The 22,680-nt window shown below is 41.4% G+C and carries 19 protein-coding genes and 1 pseudogene; all 20 read right to left on the bottom strand.

Annotated features, from left to right (window positions below; translation table 11 throughout):
• Positions 1–115: 115 nt before the first annotated feature.
• The 20 genes and pseudogenes from NST26_RS16540 to NST26_RS16450 all read right to left on the bottom strand — a co-directional run bounded on the left by NST26_RS16540 (position 116) and on the right by NST26_RS16450 (position 22,198).
• Positions 116–853: an ABC transporter permease subunit gene (locus NST26_RS16540; RefSeq protein WP_340979495.1), complete on the bottom strand. Its 738-nt coding sequence runs from the start codon at positions 851–853 to the stop codon at positions 116–118.
• Positions 854–1,339: 486 nt separating this feature from the next.
• Complete coding sequence (locus NST26_RS16535) at positions 1,340–2,320, bottom strand: Gfo/Idh/MocA family protein (protein ID WP_340979494.1); 981 nt, start codon at positions 2,318–2,320, stop codon at positions 1,340–1,342.
• Entirely contained in the window at positions 2,320–4,014 is a 1,695-nt protein-coding gene (locus tag NST26_RS16530) for a glycoside hydrolase family 2 protein (RefSeq protein ID WP_340979493.1), read from the bottom strand. Before NST26_RS16530 ends, NST26_RS16535 begins: the two co-directional genes overlap by 1 nt.
• An 18-nt stretch (positions 4,015–4,032) precedes the next feature.
• The gene (locus NST26_RS16525) at positions 4,033–6,354 is read right to left on the bottom strand and encodes a helix-turn-helix domain-containing protein (RefSeq protein ID WP_340979492.1); all 2,322 of its coding nucleotides are present in this window, start codon (positions 6,352–6,354) and stop codon (positions 4,033–4,035) included.
• Between the two features lie 80 nt (positions 6,355–6,434).
• Positions 6,435–7,949, bottom strand: coding sequence for an extracellular solute-binding protein (locus NST26_RS16520; RefSeq protein ID WP_340979490.1), 1,515 nt, complete (start codon positions 7,947–7,949; stop codon positions 6,435–6,437).
• Between the two features lie 35 nt (positions 7,950–7,984).
• Positions 7,985–8,872, bottom strand: coding sequence for a carbohydrate ABC transporter permease (locus tag NST26_RS16515; protein ID WP_340979489.1), 888 nt, complete (start codon positions 8,870–8,872; stop codon positions 7,985–7,987).
• Positions 8,872–9,852 carry an ABC transporter permease gene (locus NST26_RS16510; protein ID WP_340979488.1) on the bottom strand — a complete coding sequence of 327 codons (981 nt, stop codon included), beginning with the start codon at positions 9,850–9,852 and terminating at the stop codon, positions 8,872–8,874. Before NST26_RS16510 ends, NST26_RS16515 begins: the two co-directional genes overlap by 1 nt.
• Positions 9,853–10,570: 718 nt before the next feature.
• Positions 10,571–11,173, bottom strand: coding sequence for an MBL fold metallo-hydrolase (locus NST26_RS16505; protein ID WP_340979487.1), 603 nt, complete (start codon positions 11,171–11,173; stop codon positions 10,571–10,573).
• Positions 11,174–12,102: 929 nt separating this feature from the next.
• Complete coding sequence (locus tag NST26_RS16500) at positions 12,103–13,311, bottom strand: hypothetical protein (RefSeq protein WP_340979486.1); 1,209 nt, start codon at positions 13,309–13,311, stop codon at positions 12,103–12,105.
• Positions 13,274–14,167, bottom strand: a complete 894-nt coding sequence (locus tag NST26_RS16495; RefSeq protein ID WP_340979485.1) for a hypothetical protein — start codon at positions 14,165–14,167, stop codon at positions 13,274–13,276. Before NST26_RS16495 ends, NST26_RS16500 begins: the two co-directional genes overlap by 38 nt.
• 4 nt (positions 14,168–14,171) lie before the next feature.
• On the bottom strand, positions 14,172–14,774 hold the full coding sequence (locus NST26_RS16490; protein WP_340979484.1) for a hypothetical protein: 603 nt from the start codon (positions 14,772–14,774) through the stop codon (positions 14,172–14,174).
• Positions 14,771–15,916: a hypothetical protein gene (locus tag NST26_RS16485; RefSeq protein ID WP_340979483.1), complete on the bottom strand. Its 1,146-nt coding sequence runs from the start codon at positions 15,914–15,916 to the stop codon at positions 14,771–14,773. Before NST26_RS16485 ends, NST26_RS16490 begins: the two co-directional genes overlap by 4 nt.
• Before the next feature lie 12 nt (positions 15,917–15,928).
• On the bottom strand, positions 15,929–16,798 hold the full coding sequence (locus tag NST26_RS16480; RefSeq protein WP_340979482.1) for a sugar phosphate nucleotidyltransferase: 870 nt from the start codon (positions 16,796–16,798) through the stop codon (positions 15,929–15,931).
• A gap of 18 nt (positions 16,799–16,816) precedes the next feature.
• On the bottom strand, positions 16,817–17,482 hold the full coding sequence (locus NST26_RS16475) for an NUDIX hydrolase (protein ID WP_340979481.1): 666 nt from the start codon (positions 17,480–17,482) through the stop codon (positions 16,817–16,819).
• A 397-nt stretch (positions 17,483–17,879) separates the two neighbouring features.
• Positions 17,880–18,848 (bottom strand): hypothetical protein, encoded by a 969-nt coding sequence (locus NST26_RS16470; protein ID WP_340979480.1) that lies wholly within the window; start codon positions 18,846–18,848, stop codon positions 17,880–17,882.
• 104 nt (positions 18,849–18,952) lie between these two features.
• Complete coding sequence (locus NST26_RS16465; protein ID WP_340979479.1) at positions 18,953–19,210, bottom strand: hypothetical protein; 258 nt, start codon at positions 19,208–19,210, stop codon at positions 18,953–18,955.
• A gap of 307 nt (positions 19,211–19,517) precedes the next feature.
• Positions 19,518–19,694, bottom strand: a complete 177-nt coding sequence (locus tag NST26_RS16460) for a hypothetical protein (protein WP_340979478.1) — start codon at positions 19,692–19,694, stop codon at positions 19,518–19,520.
• A 786-nt stretch (positions 19,695–20,480) separates the two neighbouring features.
• Positions 20,481–20,969, bottom strand: a complete 489-nt coding sequence (locus NST26_RS16455) for an NUDIX hydrolase (RefSeq protein ID WP_340979477.1) — start codon at positions 20,967–20,969, stop codon at positions 20,481–20,483.
• A gap of 33 nt (positions 20,970–21,002) precedes the next feature.
• Positions 21,003–21,266, bottom strand: a pseudogene (locus tag NST26_RS34050) (GNAT family N-acetyltransferase); the annotation flags it as partial.
• 68 nt (positions 21,267–21,334) lie between these two features.
• Positions 21,335–22,198: a hypothetical protein gene (locus NST26_RS16450; RefSeq protein WP_339225193.1), complete on the bottom strand. Its 864-nt coding sequence runs from the start codon at positions 22,196–22,198 to the stop codon at positions 21,335–21,337.
• Positions 22,199–22,680: the final 482 nt, after the last annotated feature.

Genomic DNA, 22,680 nt, shown 5'->3' with positions numbered 1-22,680 from the left:
TGAACATAGCAAAAATAAGCAGAATTGAATACGTTTGAACGCTACAGCGCGATGGGCAATAGTCAGGCCTAACGATGGTTATCTTTTCAAGCGTAGTCACTCCTAATCCTGCGCTCTAGAACAGCGCGTTTTCTTTACTGAGCTTCCGTGTAACCGTATTGGTCACCAGGATAATTACGAAGCCGACCATGGATTGGTAGAAGCCTGCAGCCGAAGCCATGCCGATATCTCCTGTTTTACGCAGCTCTCTATAGACGAAGGTATCGATAATATCTGTGGTTGGATACAGCATCGCTGAATCGAGTGTAACATTGTAGAACAGGTCGAAGCTCCCGAAGAAAATCCGGCTGATCGCCAGCATGATCATTAATATCACCAGCGGCTTAAGCAGCGGAAGTGTGATGAAACGTACTTGCAGCCATTTCGTTGCGCCGTCAATCTCTGCAGCTTCATAATAATCGGAATCGAAGCCAATGATTGCTGTGTAGTAGATTATGGCGCTGTACCCTACTCCCTTCCACAGATTCACGATTACCAGGATATAAAGCCAGTACTTGTCTTCGTTGTACCAGAGTACAGCATCTGTACCAAACCAGCCCAGAATCGTGTTCAGAAAGCCGTGTTCCATATCGAGGAAACCGATGAAAATATAGCTGACCACGACAAAGGAAATAAAATACGGAAAGAACAAAGCGGTCTGATAAATTTTCACATACCGCTTCGTCACCATATTCAGCAGCAGAGCGATAAGCACGGAGAACACAACGGTTGTAAATATGAAGCCGATATTATAAAGAATTGTGTTTCTGGTGATTCGCCATGCCGCATCTGACTGGAACAGTCTTTTATACAAAATAACGACTCTATATAAATTGCTTAAAATAGACGAACTTACTCTTTCAGCCCCGTTCGTTAAGCGCTACACTTGACCTCGAACATTGCTTCATTAATACACACTTGAAAGAGAGGGAAAAGCTTATGCTTCAATTCTGCGCGGCTAGGTAGCGCGTTCCTCCAAGGTGTCTGCAGAGTCAGCAGGGATTTGTAATCTCCAGGCTGAATTCTTCTTCATAGGCTCCCATCCTCTCTTTAGCTGTTGACTTTAAATATAGCAACGTTGCACAAAGAAACACACACATGAAAGGAACCTCTTAAGTGGACAAATATGACGCTTGCATCCTATATTCAATCTGCAGGCTGGTCTGCCGAAACGGCGAAAGGGGACTTTTGCTGTTAGCGGCAAAAGTCCCCTTTGAATGAAATCATTATTTTGTATCACGAGCCAATGCTGGAACACTCCCGTCAAATCCCGAAACAGATGGATTTGGCTTATTAAAGGTTAGAACGTTTGAACAGGAATTCCTGCAGCCTTGTAAATATCAAGGATAAGCCTCGTGGTGATGGCAGCCGAATCGGCATTGATGAGCGGGTTCGCACCGGTCTTGCAGGCATTCAGAAAGTCGGAGCATAATCTGGCAAACAGCTCTGGATTGTTCGCTTGCGCCGTCGTATTTACCGCCCGGCCAGGCAGCGAACAATCCAGAATTCCTGCAAAATCGGCAGAAATGGAGCCAGCTGTTCCGGATATTTCAATCTTTTCACGCGCCATTCCTGTACAGGCCGTAGAAGCCTGGATCATTCCTATTGCACCATTGGCATATTTGACAATTGCATACCCATGGTCCTCCGTCTCAATGGAATGGAGCAGTCGAAACGTCTTGGCATCCAGCACTTCTGTATATCCGCCGCAGAGCCACTGAATCAGATCAATCAGATGGGCGCCCTGCTGCATGAAAGGGCCGCCTCCATCTTCGCTGTACGTCCCATGCCAGGAATGATAGTATTCACTGCTGCGGTAATGTTTAATGGAGGCATCTACACTCAGAATACGGCCCATTTCTCCGGAATCCATGATTTGTTTGATCAGCTGCCAGTGCTCTGTATATCTCCGCATATAAGACACCGTAAGAACAACCCCTTGGGATCGGCAGGCCTCTATCATCTGTTTTTGCTGTTCCGGGTGAATGTGCAGCGGTTTCTCGCATAAACAGTGCAGCCCGGCTGCTGCAGATTCCAGTACATGATCATAATGGGCTGCATTAGGCGTGCAGATGACCGCAGCTGTTGCTGCAGAGCGGTGAGCCATCTCAGTTATAGAGGTACCATACACTTCAATGCCATGAAGCTTTGCAAATGCGGCGGCACGCTCCTCACTTCTTCCGACCACACCTGCAATAACTACTTCCGGCAGTCGGTCCAGGGCCTCTATATATGTCCTGCTGATTGAGCCGTGACCTACCAGAAGAATCCGTTGAGCCATCAGCCTTGCGGCTTTCCGAAATAATGCTGCACGGTTTGGTAGGCCAGCTTCGGACGGCGATAGCGGTCTACGATTCCTTTGCTGTTCTGGGTTCCCGCCCGGGTAATCAGCCAATCGGTACCTTCAGTCACACGGCAGTCCGAGAACTGCCAGATCAGCATGCCTGACAGATAAGATTTGCTCGTATAAGCTGCTAGGTTCTGCTCAATAATCAGTGCCTGCCGCTCTTCGGTTCCCCGGTTTGCAGTGGAATCACGTAAACCGTAATACCCGTCAGCACCGAATTCGCTCATAATCATCGGTTTGCCCAGACCTCCGTTCTGATCAGCCCAGCCTCTGGCCTCATCGCATAGAGCACCTGGGTCCTCATCTGTATACCAGCCGGGGTAGAGGTTGAAAGATACGATATCCGCCAGATCGAAGCATAGCTCCCGCTCCCGCTGATGTGATGCGAAGGTTAATGGACGGCTGGCATCCAATTCACGGATTTGCTCCAGCTGACGTTTGTAATGGACCCTGCCCTCTTCCTGATCACTGGCACATTCATTAAGAATAGCCCAGATAATGATTGAAGGATGATTGTAATGCTGCTCCACCATTTCCCGGTTAACCTGTTCACATTGCCAAATAAAGTTAGGATTGCGCATCTGCTCCATGCTGAGTCCGCGGGCATGGTTCTCCTCCCAGACCAACAGGCCGTATTCATCACACAGATCAAGGAAACGTTCGTCATTAGGATAATGGCTGGTTCTGACCGTATTGGCATTCATGTCCCGGATCAGCTCCAGGTCACGGACCATCAAGGACACAGGCAGCGCCGCCCCGGCCATAGGGTGATCCTCATGCCGGTTGAAGCCGCGCAGGACAACAGGCTCCCCGTTCAATAAGATCGCCCCGTCACGGGCTTCAACGGTCCGAAATCCTACACGTTCATATAGATCATCCGCCACCGCCCCCTTTTCCGTCTCTAGCCGGACAGCAAGCTCATATAGTTCCGGGCTGGCACATGACCATGCTTTCACATCAGGGAACGCATACTCCCCTTTAAGCCAACGTGATTCTCCGGACCCAAGTTGTATATTGCCAATAACAAGCTGATATCCGCCTAAGGTTGCTGCAATCTGGAGTTCCATATCTCTGGCAAGCGTATTGGAGACTCTTACACTTATCTCGGCATTCCATTCCCCATTTTTCCGGTACGGGCGGAATTTCACCTGCTCAATGAAGGCACCCGTCAGTTGTTCCATGATTACCGGGCGGATTATTCCGCCGTAAGTGTAATAATCATTCGGTACATGCAGCGATGAAGCTTCGCTGAACGAATTATCTACCAGGACTGTAAGCTCGTGTACACCCGGCTCCACTCCCAGAACCAGCGCATCAAAGGAGGTGTACGCATTATAATGCTCAGCGATGAGTCTGCCGTCAAAGTATATCTTGGCTGTATGACTGACTCCCTTGAATACCAGACGGAGCGCACCTTCCACATTCATTTTGATATGGCGCCGATAGACGCCCTTTCCACGATAGGAGGAGAACTCAGGATGCTGCTCCCAGCAGCCTGGTACCGGCAGGCGGTACTTATAGTCAGCTGTTGCAGGATCTTCTGCCGTTGCTTCCAGCGGAGCGAAATCCCACATTCCTTCTAGCTCTTCCGATACTCGGATGTTATGTGTTCTGAATAACCTTTCCATGATAGCCTCCTCAATTGCTTAAGCTTGCCCGCTCCGGAATTTCTCCCGGTACTGGGTAGGTGTTAATCCGGTTTCGGTTTTGAATACCTTGTTGAAATACGAATGCTGATAACCTACCTGATCGGCTACTTCCTGAATTTTCAGCGTAGTGGATATGAGCAGCTCCTTTGCCTTGTCCATACGCAGACGCTGCAGATAATCCACATAATTAATGCCGAGGATCTGCTTGAATGCTCTGCTGAGCGTATACGGACTAGTATGGAACTGCTCCGCACAAGCCTCCAGCGAAAGATCTTCCCGGTAGTGATTGGTAAGCAAACCCGTAACCTGCTCGACGATTCTTCGGGAGCCTACATTCTGCACACGCTGGAATTCCGCCAGAAACGGATTGATAATCTTTGACGTGAACCATTTCTTCATAGACGGCAGATCCCGCTGCCCCAGCAGTTCCTCAAAAAGATTCCCTTCATGGAACAGCGGATGCTGCATGAAGCCCAGCTCAATAAACATATGCCGCAAGTTGCCAAGCATCTGCAGCATGGATTGCTGCACCATCACTTCCTGGTCACTGAACGTTTCCAGTTCGAGGATAAATGCCTGGAATGCTTCCTTGGACTCCTCTTCAAGTCCCATGCGCATCGCATGAAAAAAGTCTTTCTCCTCCTCGAATGGATACTGGATATTTACTGTAAGTGAAGGCTGGAAGTCCTCCAGATCAATCACCTGATGCGCCTCTGATAAATTCCGGTACCGTATAGCCTGCCTTGCCTGTTCCAGCAACTCAGGAACCCGGCTGAGCTCTTCGGCTTGCCCGGACACCATTATCGTAACATTCAGCTTGAGTATTCCGCCCAGAGCAGAGATCAGCTCCTGAGCGAATGTGAGCAGCCTGGTTTTGGCCGTTTGGGCTGACACAGATGAATCCACAGAGCACAGCAATCCAACAGACATATTCTGGAAATTGACAGATTCAGCGGATAAGGCGCGCTGCGCGGCAAGCTCTGCAGCAATATTGGCTGCGGCGAATGTGACAAGCTGCCTGTCCCCTTCCTTGAATCTGGCTGATGCAAGGTCGAGACCTGATAACTGGATCAGGAGCAGTGTAAACCGCTGCTCTCCTGAACTCCAGCCGAGGCTTTCCAGTCGCTGTTTAAGCGCGGTTTCCGGAACCGCATACAAATGTCCCTGCACCAGTTGAAGAAGAAATCCTTCTTTCAGGGCAGGGACCGTTGAGGTCCACCGCTCTTTCAATGTCTCACTCACCTGTGTCAATTCCATCCAGCGGTTCTCAATGAAATCAAGCTCCTGATGTTTCAGCCGCCCATAGCGCATGTCATTGTCAAACAGCCTGACCAGCCTCCGGATCGGTTTATACAGCCGGCTGGAGGCGAACCAGCTCAGAAGGACAGCAGAGAGAAGCCCAACCATGCTAAATATTAGAATGGATCTTGACAGCTTCACAACGGGCTGCGTCAATCCGCTCATCGGGGTAGCCGCCACATAGACCCAGTCCGCCTGTGAGATCTGACTGAAGGAGATCAGATAAGTCTCCCCTTCATAGCGGTAAGTGAAGTAAGAGCTGTCGCTTTCACTGCGGGCCAGCACCTCGCTGCGCACCAGATCGGCCAGCGGCTCCTTTCTCTCCGCTGGCCGGGTGATCCATTCTCCGGATTTTCGGATGAGAAAAGCAGTCTCCTGCTCATTATCCTGAGTCAGCTCCATAGACTGCTCTAGCTCCTCCTGATTCAGCGTGACCACGATTGCGCCAAAAGGCTGCTCGGCATACCAGGGAAGCTTGAAAGCAATGGCACTCGTAGCTGTGCGGTCTTCTTTTTGAAGCGGTATATCGGAAGTCAGGAACAATCCCTTCTGCTGGTTGAAGATATGCATATAAGACTCCATCTCCTCCGGGGTCAAATGCTCAATCCCTTGAGACGAAATAATGGCCTCCTGGTTCATAAGGAACAGATTGGCTCCCTTAATCAGAACATTAGAACCTTCAACAACAATCAGAGAATCCATAAGCTCCCGTGACCTTGAGATGTTCTCCGTAAATACAAAATTTCTTAAGTATTCACTATACAAGTAACTGCTGGACCACCGGCTCATCGCAATCGATATTTGCTCGAACTGCTTGTCGAGCAGCTCAGAGAATTGATTGATTGTAAGCTGATGACGCTCGAATAATTCTCTTTCCGCCTGATGCACACCCACTGTATAGCTGCTGAAGGCAACAAACAACGATGGAAGACACGAGATCAGCAGTGCAAGGATCAGACTCTTGCGAAAATAACTTCCCTGGTTGAACAAGGACAGACGGGGTATCATTTTTTGGAACATATGCACTTCACCTCATTGATGTTTATCATACCCCGTCCTATCCTATTTTGAAAAGTTATGCAAGTCAAATCGAAGAAAGCTTACGAGCCTGAACGCGCCTGGTATGCCTGATTGAACTCTTCAAGAATTTTAATATATGTTGCGTCTTTTTTGAGATTTTCCGTGAATTTATCCCAATCTGCCAGAGAAGCCGATCCCATAATCACTTTTGTTTTCAAATCCTGAATCTTCTTATCGTAATCCGGTCCGGACAAAGTTGCCGTTTCCGAGACAAGTCCGTCAACCGGGTTGGCAATGCTTACTTCAGCCGCCTGATCAATCCAGGCTTCAGCTTCCTTTTTCCGCTCTGCAGACAGACCCGTTCCAATGTTGCCGTATTTATCGTATTTCTTGAATACATTCTGCATAAACCCGAAGCTAGGGTCGCCGAGCGCTTTATCCGTCAGTACGTTGTTTCCGTCCTGCACCGTAAACTCAATGTCTTTGCGGCCATAATTCGCCAGCTCATTCCCTTCATCCGACGCACCATAGTCAAGGAAGGTGAGCAGCTTCTTAACCTTGTCTTCCGATACTGTTGTGGGAATAACGAACATGCCATAATGGCCATTCCCTTTGGCGGCGTATTCGCCCAACGGCCCGGCAAGCTTAGGTGTCCATACAATACTTGCGTCCGCCATCCCTGCCTTGTTCATTTCCGAGAGCATTCCTGTAATTTGATCTGGCTTGTCCAGGAATATGCCGGCTTTGCCGGAGAAGAACAGATCCTTGGCCTGATCATGCTTCAGCAGCGCAAAGTCCTGAGGAATTAATCCATCCGCATAAAGTTTATGGAACCATTCCAGCGCATCACGCATCTCCGGTTCGAAGGTCACGTCAATCAATTGGCCGTCTTCTACACGGAATTTCCCGGCCGTATGTGTAAAGACATCCTGCAGGAACTGGAACTGCCCCATGTTATCCTGATTAACATAACCCGATAATCCAATGGTATTCTGTCCACCCAGAGCCTGATCCTTAAAAGCCTTCATCACCGCATAAAGCTCGTCCATATTGGCAGGCGCCTGCATGTTCACTTTATCCAGCCAATCCTTGCGGATTAGCGGCTGTGCATTCCCTTCTGTAGGACGCACACGGGGTACGCCGTACAGCTTGCCTTCAATTAGGTTGTTTGTAATGGTGACATCGGGAAATTTCATTAAATTGGGATAGTCCTTGATCAGGTCCGTAAGGTCCCAGAAAGCACCTTGCTGAGCCATAGAACGGAATGCCGCGTTTCCGGTATCGGTGACTAGCATCAGATCGGGCATTTCTCCGGAGGCAAGGGTCACATTAACCTTCTCACTGAAACTATTTGCGGTAACCCAGGTAACATTCAGCTTCGTGTTTGTACGGCTCTCGATCTCCTGCAGAATGGGATTATCTTTGGCAGGAGGTTCTTTCTGATAAAAGATCGACATGATGCTGATATCCGTTGGCTTGCCATCCTCAGCTCCTGAATTACCGGCGGAATTTCCGCCTTTTGAACAACCTGCTATGAGCAGGACTACACATAACAGCAGGACAAGCATTTTAGGCGCACTCTTTTTAGTAAACATGAATTATTGCCCCCTCTAATATTATTATATCCATTTCATTCCTTCACAGAGCCAACCATGGCTCCTTTGGCAAAATGCTTTTGCAGGAACGGGTAGACCAGCAGAATCGGTATCGTTGAAAGAATAACTGCAGCCATCTTTTTGGTCTGGGAAGGAATATCCTGCAGGATAGCTTCACTCGTAACTCCCATAGAGGTCGAAGAATCAATAAGCATATTTTGCAGCAGGATCTGCAGCGGCCACTTCTCCGGTTCATTGATGAACAGCACCGCCGAGAAAAATGTATTCCAGTAGGCAACCGCATAGAAGAGTCCGAAGGCCGCCAGTGACGGCAGGGACAACGGCAGGATAATCCGGAACCAGACGGTCATATCATTGCAGCCGTCAATCCGTGCAGCTTCATCCAGACTGGCTGGAACGGAGTCGAAAAAGCCCTTCATTAATAGTACATACCAGCCGCTTGTCAGCACAGGAATGATCAGTGACCAGAGGCTGTTAATCATCCCCAGCTCTTTGACAACCAGGTAGCCCGGGATGATTCCCGGATTGAACAGCGTAGTCAGCAGAATCAAAATCATGAACACCCGGCGTCCTTTGAGCCGCTTACGCGATAATCCATACGACAGCATAGAGGTAACAACCAGACTCAGCAGCGTGCCTACAATCGCCAGAAAGGCGCTGACACCTGTTGCCCGGATAAAAGCATTGGTTGACAGCAGATATCTGTAGGAATCCAAGGTCCACGATTTCGGGAACAGAAGCAAGCCGCCGGCCCGAACCTCATGCGGTGTCGCAAATGAAACGGCGAACACGTAGTAGAAAGGGAAAAAACACATCAGAGCGAACAGCACCAGAAAAATAATATTAAATACGCTGAAGACTTTGTCAAACCCGCTTTCACTTATAGAACCCTTTCGTTTCATCAGTAAATCCCCTCCTCTCCGAATTTCTTGGACAGCCAGTTCGCAACTACTACAAGCGTGACACCGATAACAGATTTGAATAATCCGACGGCCGTACTGTAACTGAATTGACCCTGAAGAATCCCCACTCTGTACACGTAGGTATCGAACACATCCGATACTTCAGACACCGCGCCGTTGGCCATTAAGTAAACCTGTTCAAATCCGACATCCATAATGTGTCCGATCTGCAGAATCAGCAGAATGAGAATGACATTGCGGATGGACGGTAGCGTGACATTCCACATCTGGCGAAGCCGCCCTGCTCCATCCAGCTTAGCTGCTTCATAGAGCTGAACATCCACTCCGGCAATAGCTGCCAGGAAGATTACAGTCCCCCATCCGACCTCCTTCCAGATAGATTGAACAGTCAGCACCCCCCAGAACAGCTTCGGATTCGTCAGAAAATCAACACGCCCCCATCCTGCCAGGCTGAATAGTTCATTAATAACACCTTCCGATTTGGACAGCATAATCAAGCTGATGCCTGCAATGACCACCCATGACAGAAAATGCGGCAAATAAATAATCGATTGGATCATTCCTTTGAACCATTTGTTGCGGATTTCATTCAGTGCCAGGGAGATAATGATTGGCAACGGAAAGAAAAAAATCAGGTTAAGCAAGTTAATCATCATGGTGTTGCGGAGCAGATTCCAGAAATCAGGATTGCTGAAGAACCGCTCAAAGTGTTTCAGCCCCACCCACCCGCTGTCCAAAAAACCAAGGAAAGGTGAATAATCCTTGAAGGCAATCAGCACGCCCCACATCGGTACATATTTAAATACTAGAAAATACAAGAGGCCCGGTGTGATCAACAGATAAAGAAATATATCCTTTCTGATTGTATTCATGATAGATACAAACGGATTGCTTCTTGATCGTTTGGATCCATTTAGTGCCGCCTGGTTCATTATTGGCGGGTCCATCAAATTTTTCATGCGCTCTATTCTCCTCTCGTCCCCCGTCTCTGTTTACGCTTACAGGATCATGTGACTAAGCATAGCCAGATACCCGTTTGCCTGCACTACAAAACTCTTGCGTTTACCTTGAATGGCCTTGCAAAATTTTGCGCGCTGCCAAAAAAGGCTTTACAGCAGTGTTTTGCGGATCGTTAAACCACAAAAACAGACCTCTATTATCCACGACTTAGTGTGGATAATAGAGGTCCATTATGCGATACTCCTAATTAGCTAGACGGTTCCGGATACCTGTTTTGGAGTGATACGATATACCTTTCCCGCTTCAGCTTCAACTTCACCGTGCCATCCTCCCCAGAAGCGTAAGTTATATTAGGATCTTCTGTATCAATACGGATGGGAAGCGCCTCTTCCCATACAGCAGCAGGTCGCTCGTACCAAACCCTCTTTTGACTAATAGCATCAGAGCAAAAAAAAGTAGCCTTGCACACCTCTTGTGCTAATGGGGGAACAAGATATGCCGGATTAAGAATGGGCGTGTTCAATTCAAGGGTATGTAATTGATCCTGGCTGCATAGAATTTGGCGACACTGATATCTTTTCTCGCCCACATCTTAAAATTTTCGCTTGATCACTTCTTATCGCTAATAATTGTGCAGGTGTATCTGTTAACTAATGTAAAAGCCGGGACTCTTAAGAATTCCCGGCTTTTGATAATTCATATTAATTCAATCTTAAACTATGAGTTAGCTGTAGTACCCGTCTTGAAAATGGGATATCCAGGATGGTACTCATTATTGGAGCGAAGTTCACTTTCCCGCTTTAATACACGCTGAAGTCCACCTTCAATATACTCCAATATTTCTTGATGTGTCTTAACCTTCTCATGTACAGTGGTAACCTTCTCCACTTCAATGCCATAACGGTTAATATTGTCCATATAGCTATCCGGCCATAGCTGCCAATCGAATGCCGCTGTAGCAATGTCGCTATCCATAAATACCTTCTGCTCAGGCATATGTGCAAAGAGCGCATCGGCCATGTGATTATTGGATATTACCCGGTACAGATCAACCGTGGTCTTACTGTCGCTGAGTCTGAGATGTTCATCTACAGGGACAAACTCAAAGTTCCGGTTCGTTTCCGGACCAATCACGTCATTATAATGAGGCGTTGGCCGCTTCGCCATCTCGCGCAGTACCCCTTCATTGCCTCTGTTGCTGTATATGGTAAGCCCTGCAGCCACTGCCGCACGGAATCCGCCCGTATGATCGAAGTGATAATGCGAAATAATCAATTTGGTCACCTTCTTGCCGGGTACCAGCTGATTGGCTTTTGGCATATATTTGATCAAGTCTTGATTCGCAGTTTCAATTGTCATTCTGACTAGTGCAGATCGGTCTTCATTAGTTTGCCCTGGGAAGAATGTACTGATGTAATGAGCTAGTCCAGTATCAACCTCTTCTTCGTTAGAAGCTGCCTCCTAACTGAGACTAACCACATTATAGTTTCAGGATCGTATAATATTTTTTCTTAAATATAGACTGCTGCGTCATATAGATTTAAATTTTGGTTTTCTGCGATATTTCGAATGCTTTTCTCGTAATAATCTATATCATCCATACTCAACCCAACGCACCTTTCAGTTAACAATCTACTTTTCTCTTATTTTATCCCATTAATGAGTTCGCCTCAATATTTGGAAAGCCGAACAAGTGATTTAGCAGTTTGACGATTAACGAAAGACGGTAATACCCCTGCTTCGATTAGACGCTTTAGATGATGATCGACCAATGATGAGATGTAGTTAGGTCAACAGTTCCGTACCATGATTATCAACAACACTAGAACACTAGTGCTTTCTCCTTGATGTATATGTACAAACCTATCTGTACCATATTGACGGTGCGATATTCCTCCCATGTTCCCCCTCCCTTCATTATTTACAATATTCGAACTTATTCCTATATTACACCATATCATTAAACTACTTTACTGATTTTTTATACCACAGAAAGGCCTCTTTTTGTATAATGATTATATTGTGTCACAACCCATAGATCAGACGTGACATAGTATTTTATACAATGTCAATGAATCAGACCTATGTCTTAATGTAAATGGTTGTCTTATCTCTTTTCTATTTTGTTGTTTTATTGCTTCTAGCTCATTTAATACGCCACACAAATGTTGTCAAGAACCCACATGTTATTATATTTGAACCGTGTTTTTTGAATAATTTATTATATTTTCTTTTCTTGCGAGAACTTACTAAGTGAAATGTTTGTTTATTTCACATACAATTTCCTTCGTTGTTGTTTGTACTGTGTAATTTAGCCTTATAATTTTAACTTCGTTTAATATAAACTGATATATTTGATTGCTGTATTTCACCAAAGTTTTTAGAGAAGTATTGCGTTCAAAGATCCAAGGGTTCTTCCAGGATTCATCGTATGGTGTAAAACAATTATCTAAGAACAGTTTTAATTTTTCATCTGCTGATAATACTTCACTATAAATCTTATCACCATTGATCCTTATACATGGTTCAATTATTAAAACTGGTGTTACTTCATCACATAATTGAGTTTGTAGAGCAACTGAAAATTCTAAGGGCGTTAATTCGTATTTTCGTTTTGTTTTAAAATGTTGATTTATATTGATATCATTTAAACATTGAAATCCATGAATTTGTATTCTACTAGTCAATTGGTTATCTATATATTTTCGAAGGCTTGAATTACCTTTAACAGTACCAGGACCTAATCTTATGGCTAAAGGAAAATAAAGCGCTTTAAGGTATTTGTCATTCAATGAAAGTAAGACACGATCATTAGATGTAAAATGAGCGCCCAGCCCTGTTATTAAATGAGTCATTAATGTGGTTTTCCCTGAGCCACTTTGACCAGAAATCAGTATACCCTTGTTTCGTAAAGCCACTGCTGCTGAGTGAAACATACACATTCCGTTATCTTCTGAATATCTTAGGACTGCTTCTCTAATAATTCGCAATAGATGGCGTTCTTTATTATCAGTTAGACTGGAAAGAACGATAAAAATTTCCTCATTGTGCTTAATAACTATAAAATCTTTTTTAGACCACTGCGAATTTGCAGATGTTTTTGCGAAAATATTAAAACCTTGATATTTATATTTTTTGTGAAACTCTCCTACAAAACTTTCAACAATGCCAAACTCTTCATATTTTGAATGTTGTTCCTCAATTTTTTGAAAAATAAAGTCGTCGACAATATAATAAACCTTATAGGTAATATTTGATTCTTGGATGAACTGACTGCAGTAAATAAAATGATTTAAATAATTTATTTGATCTTTGTAAAGATCCGAATGAATATATAAGTTGAAACACAAGTTATGAAGAGTTAAAGTCTTCTTTTTGAATTTTTGATTTTTTAAGTAAGTGATAGTATTTAGTAGAATATTAATCACCTTCAGTTTCATGCTCTTTATTAAATTCATCTATGCTAGCCCTTAAGGAAAACGAATTAATTTTTTTTATTAATTCTTCTCCACTGATATCTTTACTGGAGAATTTACTTATTACATATAATCGTTCATAAAAAGGGTCCTTTTGATATTTCTCCTCTTTTGTTCTAGAGAATAAAAAAATGTCGGTTAAAGATGATAAGTACTCTCCCCAAACATCTCTTAAAACCTCAAGCAATTGAAAAAAATGCTCACTAATCCTATTTCGAATAAGATTTATTTGGAAACTTTTCGAGTTTATAATTGTACGCATCCAATAGCCCAAAAATGCGATTTGTTGCGTTTCAATTGATGTGTACAATTGTTCAATTATAGAAAACTTACTACTAATGCGTGGGAATCGGTCCATGTATAATGGAGGAGTAATATCCACATAAACAGCTTGGTATTTTCCACTAATATTTGTAATAACAAAATTATCAAGATTATAATCAATATATGCTTTAGAGTTGAGTTGTACCAACTTGTACTGCCATTCAACTAATGTACGGAAAAGTGCAATAATCTTTTTACTGCCTACTGGGTCATTAATATTCTGGTACTTCAAGGCTGTTTTGGAAAGCCAGTTTCTTAAATTCATTCCAGTTACATAACTCTGAATAATCTGAAAACAATGGTCATTTATTTCTTTGATTTCCTTGACGTATGCAACATTTATTCCTACGCTTAACAGCTCTTTATAGTATTTAAGGACTGACTCACTAGGTGAGTTACCACACATTGTGCTCATTAATAATTTGTCGAAATAAGTTCGCTGCCTCGTTTCTTTTAATAAAGAACTTTCATTAAAGTGTTGGATCTTTGTAAATCTTCCGCAGTATATATCCATAAATCTAGTCCTGCTCTCTATATAAAGACAAAAATTGTTTTGCGCTCTTCTCCATACTGTCAAAAGATTTAGCAAGGTTCACTTGGTAATTATCAGCTAAATTAGATGTTATTAGCAATAATACTCCTAACCTATCCTGTAAGAAACCTATCTCACCACAATAAATATTACTTCTTTCCATAGAAAATCGTGTTCCCTCAATTTTCATAACTGACTCTGTCACCTGCCCAATAACTATTAATATGACCTCTAAGTAGTTAATCTCACTCCAGTTGACTATATTTGAACTTTCTGATTCAAGCTTTCTCAAATATAACTCTAATGGATCGATGCCAAAAATATGACATAAATAAAATATTTGCAAGTATAAATCTGAAATCTCATCCTCTAATGAAACAATTGGCCTATCCACTTCATTTATCATCTTTGAGATTACCGGATTGTTTTTTTGATTGAAGATAACTGTCGCTAAATGACCAAGTTGTACAGTTATTTCTTGCATAACTGTACCGGCTGTCCACTTAGTTTTTTCCGTTATTTTAAATCTTTGCTTTAAGAACAAAGCCTTTTGTGGATATTCTTTATAATAAAATATAACATCATTCATTTAATATGCTTCTCCTTATCAGAACTAACCAATAAAGGTCTAGCCCCACTAACCGATGTATTCCAATAGATATCTTTTGGATCTTTCTTAGCATTAACCCTTATTTTCAAGTATTGTGTTAAGAAAGATTGTTTAGCAACAGTTAATTCAGTATTATCAATCTGGAGAGTCCGAGAATCGAGTAATCTTACATTTTTTGCATCATATTCAAGATTGATCTTTTCAAAGGCAGAAACGATCTCCTCTTCAGTCACTTCTTTATTTAAATAAAATTGTTCACAACGATTCCTCTGATAAATTGGACACTTATTGAAATTTTTACAAATTTCCGATTCAAAAAACGCATTGTAATCAGGTTGAGAAAGTACATAGGAAAGAGCACACGAATTTGATTGGAAAATAGGGTAGTTTTGGTTAACCTGCGCCGTATCGTTAAAAAATGGAATGACATGCTCCGGCCATACACCTTCAGAATCAGTGATTGAACGCTTTAATTCAATCAATTCAGGCCAAAATGTTAATTTTCCAACGTAATTCTCTTCAACTTTCAGACCAGCCACCACTGAAACTTTAGCGTAGTTTTTAACAAAATCTATTACTTCATTCAACTTTTCATAGCTTGAATTTTGAGGCACAAATGGACGCCAATAATGAACTATGGGTACTCCTTTAGTGTGTAATCTTTTAAAATTTTCTCTTATATGCTTGTGGATTACTCCCCGCTCAATTGTGTTGTCTAACCCTGAATAGCTTAAGTAAACAACAATTTTTTTGCCTTTCTTAATCAGTTCGCAAAATAAATCTATTATTTCATCCGGAATGTGACACTTTGTAATAAATATTTTTGGATTATCGATTTGATTATTATTGCATTCTAACAACAAATTACGAACATATTTTATATTATCTATAGTAGAGAAAGCGTCAGTCTCTGAAAGAAAACATAAGGGAACGGTTTCAGAATAAAATGGAGAGGTTAAAATTAGCTCAATAGTTTCGTCTATCGACGCCAGAACTTCTGGTTTAACACCGATTTTGTTTATAGATTGTAAAAAACAATATTGACATTGTTTTGGGCAACCCTGTATTGGATTGACTGATAACCAAGATGCATGTTGATAAACAACCGGATAAAACTCCATACGTTCACTCCTTTAAGGGATTTCACTAATCTCTAAAAGAATCTGACGAATCAAGTTATTGAGCTGTGGCCTATATTCACTAACAAGCCAGTATTTTAGCAAAGCAGTGGTATATGAATCAGGGTTATCGACTGAGACCCAAGTTCCTTTTAATTCTTTTGCAATGACATTTCCCTTCTGTGCCATTTTAGAAACTGCAATTCCTAAGTCAGGCTCACAGCCATCTTCAAATGTAATAAAGTCAAAGATCTTTGGTGTTAATATTATTCTACTGACTAGTGCAAATGGTGAAATAATATTTTCTGGAACCGTTGGTTTTTGAATAATAGTTCTTACCTTTTTTGTTCCTGGGAATAGTTCAACATTTCCATATCTATGCATTTGACTGCGTTGTACTTCCTTGATAGCTATCGCGGCATCAACATCCCCCATGCTATTTTTGGGGATTAATTCGGCAATACCTTCGCCGTTTATGAGAACATCATCTGCAAAAAGAATCGCAAAGGATTCTAACGCAATTAACCGATCTTTGAGAGTAAGTAGCGACGCTGCATTGCCATATGGAATTGAATTATCCTCTTCAATAAACTCCACCCTTCCAATCCAATTCTCATAATTAATAGATAACAATTCTCTTTTTTTTTGATTCCTTTTCAAATATTTTTCTAGGTGCTCATCATTCTGAAATTGTTCTTTTATTAAACTAGAGCCCGGTCTAGTAACAACATATATAGTTCTAAAACCAGCATCAATGCACTCTTGAATAACCCATTGAACAGCTGGAACACCTCCAATAGGTAGCATTTCTTTTGAAACTCCCTTTGTAAAGGGGAGAAACCTAACTCCGTAACCACCTGCAGCAATAATTGCTGTATTTAACATATTTTTTGTTCCTCTTTTCTACCACAAAAGAATTACATCAGTGTTTTTAGAAGCAATATATCTTTTGGCGGCTAGAAATAGTCTTAAATAAAACTGATCAATTTCAAGGTATGAAGGAACAAAGTCTTGGATCGTTATAGAAATGTCCGAGAATTTCAATTTGGCTGGATCTGTTACGAACATACCGTTTGCTTTAAGTGAATTGCACTTTCCTGTAAGAAGAGCAATGACTTCTGAGAGATCAATTTCAACAAGTCCCGATAGTTCCGAATCACTTAAATAAAAATCTTTTAAAGAGTAATTTAAATCAAGCAAAAAGATATGTTGAAATTCGTTATTTATATAATTAGGACCCAGAGTTTTTGATGTCTGTCTGATCCCCAAAGGAATCAAATGATTAAACGGCACTTTGACTCCTAATTCTTCGTGTAATTCTCTTACTCCTTGTTCTATTAATTCCCCGTGCTTATAATGGCCGCCAACACTAATATCCAAGTAATCTGGTCTCTCAAATTCGTATCTTCCTGGTAATTTTTTCTGCAAAAAAACTTTATTATTCTCACTATTTATTACCAGACAAGTAAAAACCCTATGCCACAGACCTGTACTATGTGCCACATTTTTCTCAGCAACACCGATATACTGGTACTTGTCATTATAAATATCAATCAAATGTTTGTTCATCTTTCGACTTATCCTTTCTAATGAATTTATCTTTTAAAATGTCACGAGGAAGATATCTGAGGATGAGATAAGCTAGTCCGATAAATATTCAATTATTCCTTCTCTGCTTATATAGGATATGTGTAATGTGAACTAAAAATTCCCTGAATAATCAACAGTATTCAAATGAACACAATTCCTCCTGTCAGCTATGCTGTGATGCTGCATATTCCATCAGCCATGAAAAAATAAACTTCAGGGAAAGAACGAATAACTCTGATTTGGGAGTTCAGATTATGTAAGAATTTAGTGAAGTGGAAACATGTATTCATACGGGAGGATTCCCTAAGCAATGCGGCCTAATACGCGGTATGTAGTGGATAATGCAGAATGTGTCACATTACTCTTCGAACGAAGGTCAGGTTGCTATCTTCCTTGCTGTAATTTTTTTCTTTAACTTTTCAAGATATATAATTAGTTGATTTTCACTAATATCTTCTTGTGCTAAAGCAAACAGACAGATTAATGCCTCTTCATTAAGAAATTCGAATTCCTTATTTGCTAGCCTGCTTGCAATTCTCTTTAAACTATAATTTGTTTGTTTTATTTTCATAATTGTTTTAAATAACAATTGTAAATCAATAGAAGTACCTATTATAACTTCATAATAAGATTTGTTTATTAAGTACCATAAGTCATCTATTTTGTTTATGACAGGAAAGTGTTCACCTTTTTTTAGCATCCATGTAGGCCTTAAACCAATTGTAAAAGAATGGTGAATATCTAGACTAAATTGAGTATAATATCCATTTTCATCCTTAAATATCCGATAGCGATTCAAAAGTCTATCATCTAAGTCCGATTTAAAAATAGGGATTCCTATAATTTTTGATAAAGGAAATATTTCATAATGATTAGCCTCTATTTTTTTAATTTCTTCTTCATCCAGCGTTATCCAATTCTTTCCTTGCCTATCTAATTTCCCTTGCCTGAAATTAACATTAAGTAATATCTCTCTGGCTAGTTCTACGTTATCAACTATTACATCGCTGTCGCTTAATTTGCGTGTACTCAGAAGAGAAGGGGTTAAATAGATATCTATTATTCCCTTTAACCATGTTCTTTTGATTTGATATTCTTCGAAGTATAAGTCAGTAAATAATGATTCGTTTAATAAATTCATGTTACGAATGTAATTGACTTTTTTTATTTCTTCAATTATATTTTTAAGTTCATATGAGAACTTAATATAACCTTCCTCTTCTAGAATAGCGGAAATCCCCAAAAATCTAGTTTCTAATAACAACACTAAATCTTGTTTATTAAAAAAAGTAATATTTCTGTTGTTCCCCTTCTCAAATAAATATTCCAGTAGTCTTGAATACATATTTTATTGATTCTCCTTTTTCGAATAATACTTTCTGCTTTACATGCTGGCAGCGACTCCAAGCGGAGTCGCGCTGCATTTTCATAATAAAGCTTAAGTATTGTTTATTCTAATTCTTCTGCAGATCTTTTTTTCCAAGTGATAACAGCGCTAACTGGTATATCATTAAAATCCGATGACCTTGTTTTCCATTCAACAAATCCACTTATAGAATCATCATCTAATTTCAACGAATTCGATTTCAATTCTACAACTCCAACTATAGGTAAATCTATTATCTTCGTGGGACTGGATTTCCATTTTATAACTCCACTTATTGGAACTTTCACTGTGTTTTCTTTTTCTTGGTTATCATCCATCATAAACGTCTCCTTAATCAGGTGTAATACAATTATTAACTGTTATTATTGTAATTATTCCTAATTTTCAAAAAAAGAATACCTAGTATTGATGCCACTAAACTATTACGATCAATTACTAATGTGATTGAACTATGGGGAAGCTGAAACGCAAACTAGAGAAAAAGGATACCCTTTAAGTATGTGTCATGTTGAAGTAAGTCACATACTTAAGAGATATCTGGACCTCCGTCAAGGAAGTGGACATCAAAAAATAAAACTAAGCTGCCTTCCGCTTGAATTTCGCAGCAATCTGAACCGGGGATATACCCTAGAGCACCATTAATTCGTTTGCGGTTATAAAAAAATTCAAAATACCCATGCCATAATCTTGCGGTATATGATGCTCGCTATAATGATGCAGCCAACGATGCCAAGAGCTTGCCAATTGGACAATCCGTTCCGAATAATCAACATAGGAGAGCACCTCTTTTGCTACTTCATCCATATGCGCCTCATTCATCTCCATATATTGAGACGGAAAATGATTTAGTAGCGCAATAAACACATCGTACTAAACAAGCCATAGCTCGCGGGTCTCCTCGTCTGTGAGTTCATTCCAAGCTAGGCCATCCCACGCATACCGATCTCCGAAATTCTCCAAAAAACGTTTAGAACGCAGTGCAACAGACATAATCGACAGCGAGTTCCGAAAATAATCTAAGAAACCGCCCCTTTTCGGTTTCCGTTATTCAGTGACTGAAAAGTATCTCTCCTCTAAAGATATTCGACTTCTACCCTAGCTCACTAACGCCTTTGATCAACTCTTCTACGCGCTTAGCTTATTTTAGATGATTATCTAATCGGCAATAGTACCATGTTCTTGTCCATTTTCGGCAAAGGGACCAAGTTCTTGTCCTGAGCAAAGGACAAGAACTTGGTCCCTTAAAACAGAAAACCCACGCTGGGCGCGGGCTCTTATGGGACTATGTTCTTGTCCATCGACATTGTTGTACGCTATTCCTATGTTTAGGCCGTTTTTTTGAGTAACCCCCTTTTTTCTTGCAGTAAATGAAGTTATTGATTTAACACGAGACTAATCCAATAATAAAAGCAGTGGCAGTCTAAGACTTAATAAATAAAGTCTTAGACTGCCGCTGTTGTCGTTGAACTAACGTTTCCCGCGTGCACTAAGACGCTATTCTAACGGTAGTCCAATATAGACCCTTTTATTCCATTAAATTTTACTTAAACATTCGAATTTATTAAGTATCTTGTTTATTGATCTGTACAACTAAACACTCCTTTGAAGCTTGACATTAAAATCTGTCGTTGACGCAGTGACATACTCCATATAGTTCACAGAGCCGTTAAAATTTAAATACGCTTCATAGCGCATGCGGATCCCAGGTAAAGTAATCAAATCCAGAACATGTTCCTTTGGAACCCATCTGCAATTGCTCGTTTCATTAGAAGTAGTTAATTCTCCTCCCACAGCTTTACACACGAAATCGAACATGACCTTCGTTGGGACATCAGACACACCGTCATACCACTTATGGATTGCTGTATTCGAAACTATACTAATTAAATGGCTAACGGTGGCGTCTATTCCACTTTCCTCTTTGATTTCACGAATAACGCCATCAACCAAATTTTCTCCAACTTCGGTTATCCCACCAGGATACACCCAACCATCATCATGGGCTTTTACTAAAAGGATATTTCCATTTCCATCTTCTACAAATCCGCCTGCAGATACAATATGTGTCGGGAACGTCATTTTACAACCTCCAAATAAGATAAAGTTGTATATTTATTCCACTTCATTCCTGTACCTTCCTGCTTTTGCGGTGATCTCCCTCTCATACAAGTGCGCGCTCCAGGAGCCCGCGTCAAAGCGACCCTGCAACACGTATCCTAGATTTACGTAGTATGAATTCAGTCTTGGGTTGTCGGCCATACAGTCGAGACGAAGCCGGCTGTTTCCAATGGCCCGAACATAACTCTCCGCGTAGCGAATGAGTTCACGGCCAATTCCTTCTCCCTTCCGTTTGCGTGAGACGCATAACCGATGAACATACCCTGCGTCCTCGTGAAGTTAAAAAAGAACCCTCAAATTACTTTAAGGGCTCTTTTATATTCAATTCATTCGAAGTATTTTTTTGTATACTTATCAAGCAGCGCCTCCACCTTATTTAATAGCTTTATGCCTTCTGCGCCCTTCTTTTCACCCGCATTATATTTGGTGAAATTTATTTTGGTCGTCTTCATGCTGTCCCGCATTAAAATGAACGCTTCCAGCTGGAGTTTTGCCCCTGCCAGATGGTAGTTGTATATTTCTTTCAACTCTGCATTATTTTTATTGGGTTTAATGTTTTTTAACCCGGATACATATTTAGTATAGTTGGGCACTACAGTATTGTTTAAAGCCAGGAAGATAGATTTTCTTGTTGAATTGTTTACGATTTTATTATATTGATTAATTGTAGTTATGGCTTTCTTTTCATAGTTATTTATGAGATGTAACTGATCAGTAAAATCTGAAAGGTCCTGTGCCATGATTTTTACTTGAATTTCTGCTGGGGTAAGTTCCTTTACAACAACCGACTTTGTTGGTTCAGGAGTTGGTTCAGGAATGACTGTATACTCACCTACTACTTGAACAGTGAATACATAAGGTTCAAACTTTTCTCCGATATTAACTGTTAAGGTAGCCGCCCCTTTATTCATTGCATGAAGTTCAGTAACCCATTGTGTTTTTCGGACTACCTTGATTATATTCTCATCGGAAGAGGTTGGAGTGAAGTCATAGTTTGTAACATCTGCATCGGTCCAGTCAGTGATGGCTATTTCGTAGGACTTCCACTCTCCAACTTTAATCTCAGTAGGTTTGGTCACTTTCGCAATATCGTTGATGTTCCGCGCAGCCGCGTGGATACTACCACTCCCTGATACAATTGATACTATAATTGCTAGTAATAACGAATAAATCAAACTCTTTCGTTTCATAATAATCTTGTCCCCGCTTAATTAATAGTAAAGCACTTACCATCTTTGCCAGATCATATCACGAATAGTTTGCGGGCAGCAAAAGCAGCAATTTACTTTCCTCCAATATTATACAGCTTAGGAGGCTGAGTTGTAGTAATATTTTTATTTTGAATGATATTAAGCCGTTCTTTCAGGGGACTTACATTAAAAAAAAATTATTACTATCTTGTTTCTGCGGGTCAGCTTTAGCCAGTGTGTAAGTTGGCTTCGTAAAGCTAAGGTTTAAACGGTACAACAGGTCTCATGTTACCCGATCGGAATACCGAACGTCCCACTTGTGTTCGATCCATTTTCGAACGAGTGGAGAGGTCCAGTTCATCTGAGCTGGAAATCCCTGATCTTCGGGCGTTTGATTCGTTATAACTTCATAGACTTGTAGCTCTTGTTCTGCAGTTAACAGACGATGTCGACCTGGAGGATGTCCGATTTGTAGTCCCTAT

It is taken from the genome of Paenibacillus sp. FSL R7-0128, from assembly GCF_038002245.1.
Classification (GTDB): domain Bacteria; phylum Bacillota; class Bacilli; order Paenibacillales; family Paenibacillaceae; genus Paenibacillus_AQ; species Paenibacillus_AQ silagei.
The sequence above is the reverse complement of the archived record's forward strand: the minus strand, read 5'-3'. Positions and strand labels throughout refer to the sequence as shown.

Bases quoted from the DNA above. Each gene is read 5' to 3' on its own strand.
- NST26_RS16450 (WP_339225193.1), bottom strand. From the start codon at position 22,198: ATGAAACGAAAGAGTTTGATTTATTCGTTATTACTAGCAATTATAGTA.
- NST26_RS16520 (WP_340979490.1), bottom strand. From the start codon at position 7,949: ATGTTTACTAAAAAGAGTGCGCCTAAAATGCTTGTCCTGCTGTTATGT.
- NST26_RS16470 (WP_340979480.1), bottom strand. From the start codon at position 18,848: ATGTATTCAAGACTACTGGAATATTTATTTGAGAAGGGGAACAACAGA.
- NST26_RS16455 (WP_340979477.1), bottom strand. From the start codon at position 20,969: ATGACGTTCCCGACACATATTGTATCTGCAGGCGGATTTGTAGAAGAT.
- NST26_RS16515 (WP_340979489.1), bottom strand. From the start codon at position 8,872: ATGAAACGAAAGGGTTCTATAAGTGAAAGCGGGTTTGACAAAGTCTTC.
- NST26_RS16475 (WP_340979481.1), bottom strand. From the start codon at position 17,482: ATGAACAAACATTTGATTGATATTTATAATGACAAGTACCAGTATATC.
- NST26_RS16530 (WP_340979493.1), bottom strand. From the start codon at position 4,014: ATGGAAAGGTTATTCAGAACACATAACATCCGAGTATCGGAAGAGCTA.
- NST26_RS16535 (WP_340979494.1), bottom strand. From the start codon at position 2,320: ATGGCTCAACGGATTCTTCTGGTAGGTCACGGCTCAATCAGCAGGACA.
- NST26_RS16505 (WP_340979487.1), bottom strand. From the start codon at position 11,173: ATGCCAAAAGCCAATCAGCTGGTACCCGGCAAGAAGGTGACCAAATTG.
- NST26_RS16495 (WP_340979485.1), bottom strand. From the start codon at position 14,167: ATGGATATATACTGCGGAAGATTTACAAAGATCCAACACTTTAATGAA.
- NST26_RS16490 (WP_340979484.1), bottom strand. From the start codon at position 14,774: ATGAATGATGTTATATTTTATTATAAAGAATATCCACAAAAGGCTTTG.
- NST26_RS16460 (WP_340979478.1), bottom strand. From the start codon at position 19,694: ATGGATGAAGTAGCAAAAGAGGTGCTCTCCTATGTTGATTATTCGGAA.
- NST26_RS16510 (WP_340979488.1), bottom strand. From the start codon at position 9,852: ATGAAAAATTTGATGGACCCGCCAATAATGAACCAGGCGGCACTAAAT.
- NST26_RS16525 (WP_340979492.1), bottom strand. From the start codon at position 6,354: ATGTTCCAAAAAATGATACCCCGTCTGTCCTTGTTCAACCAGGGAAGT.
- NST26_RS16465 (WP_340979479.1), bottom strand. From the start codon at position 19,210: ATGATGGATGATAACCAAGAAAAAGAAAACACAGTGAAAGTTCCAATA.
- NST26_RS16500 (WP_340979486.1), bottom strand. From the start codon at position 13,311: ATGAATTTAATAAAGAGCATGAAACTGAAGGTGATTAATATTCTACTA.
- NST26_RS16485 (WP_340979483.1), bottom strand. From the start codon at position 15,916: ATGGAGTTTTATCCGGTTGTTTATCAACATGCATCTTGGTTATCAGTC.
- NST26_RS16480 (WP_340979482.1), bottom strand. From the start codon at position 16,798: ATGTTAAATACAGCAATTATTGCTGCAGGTGGTTACGGAGTTAGGTTT.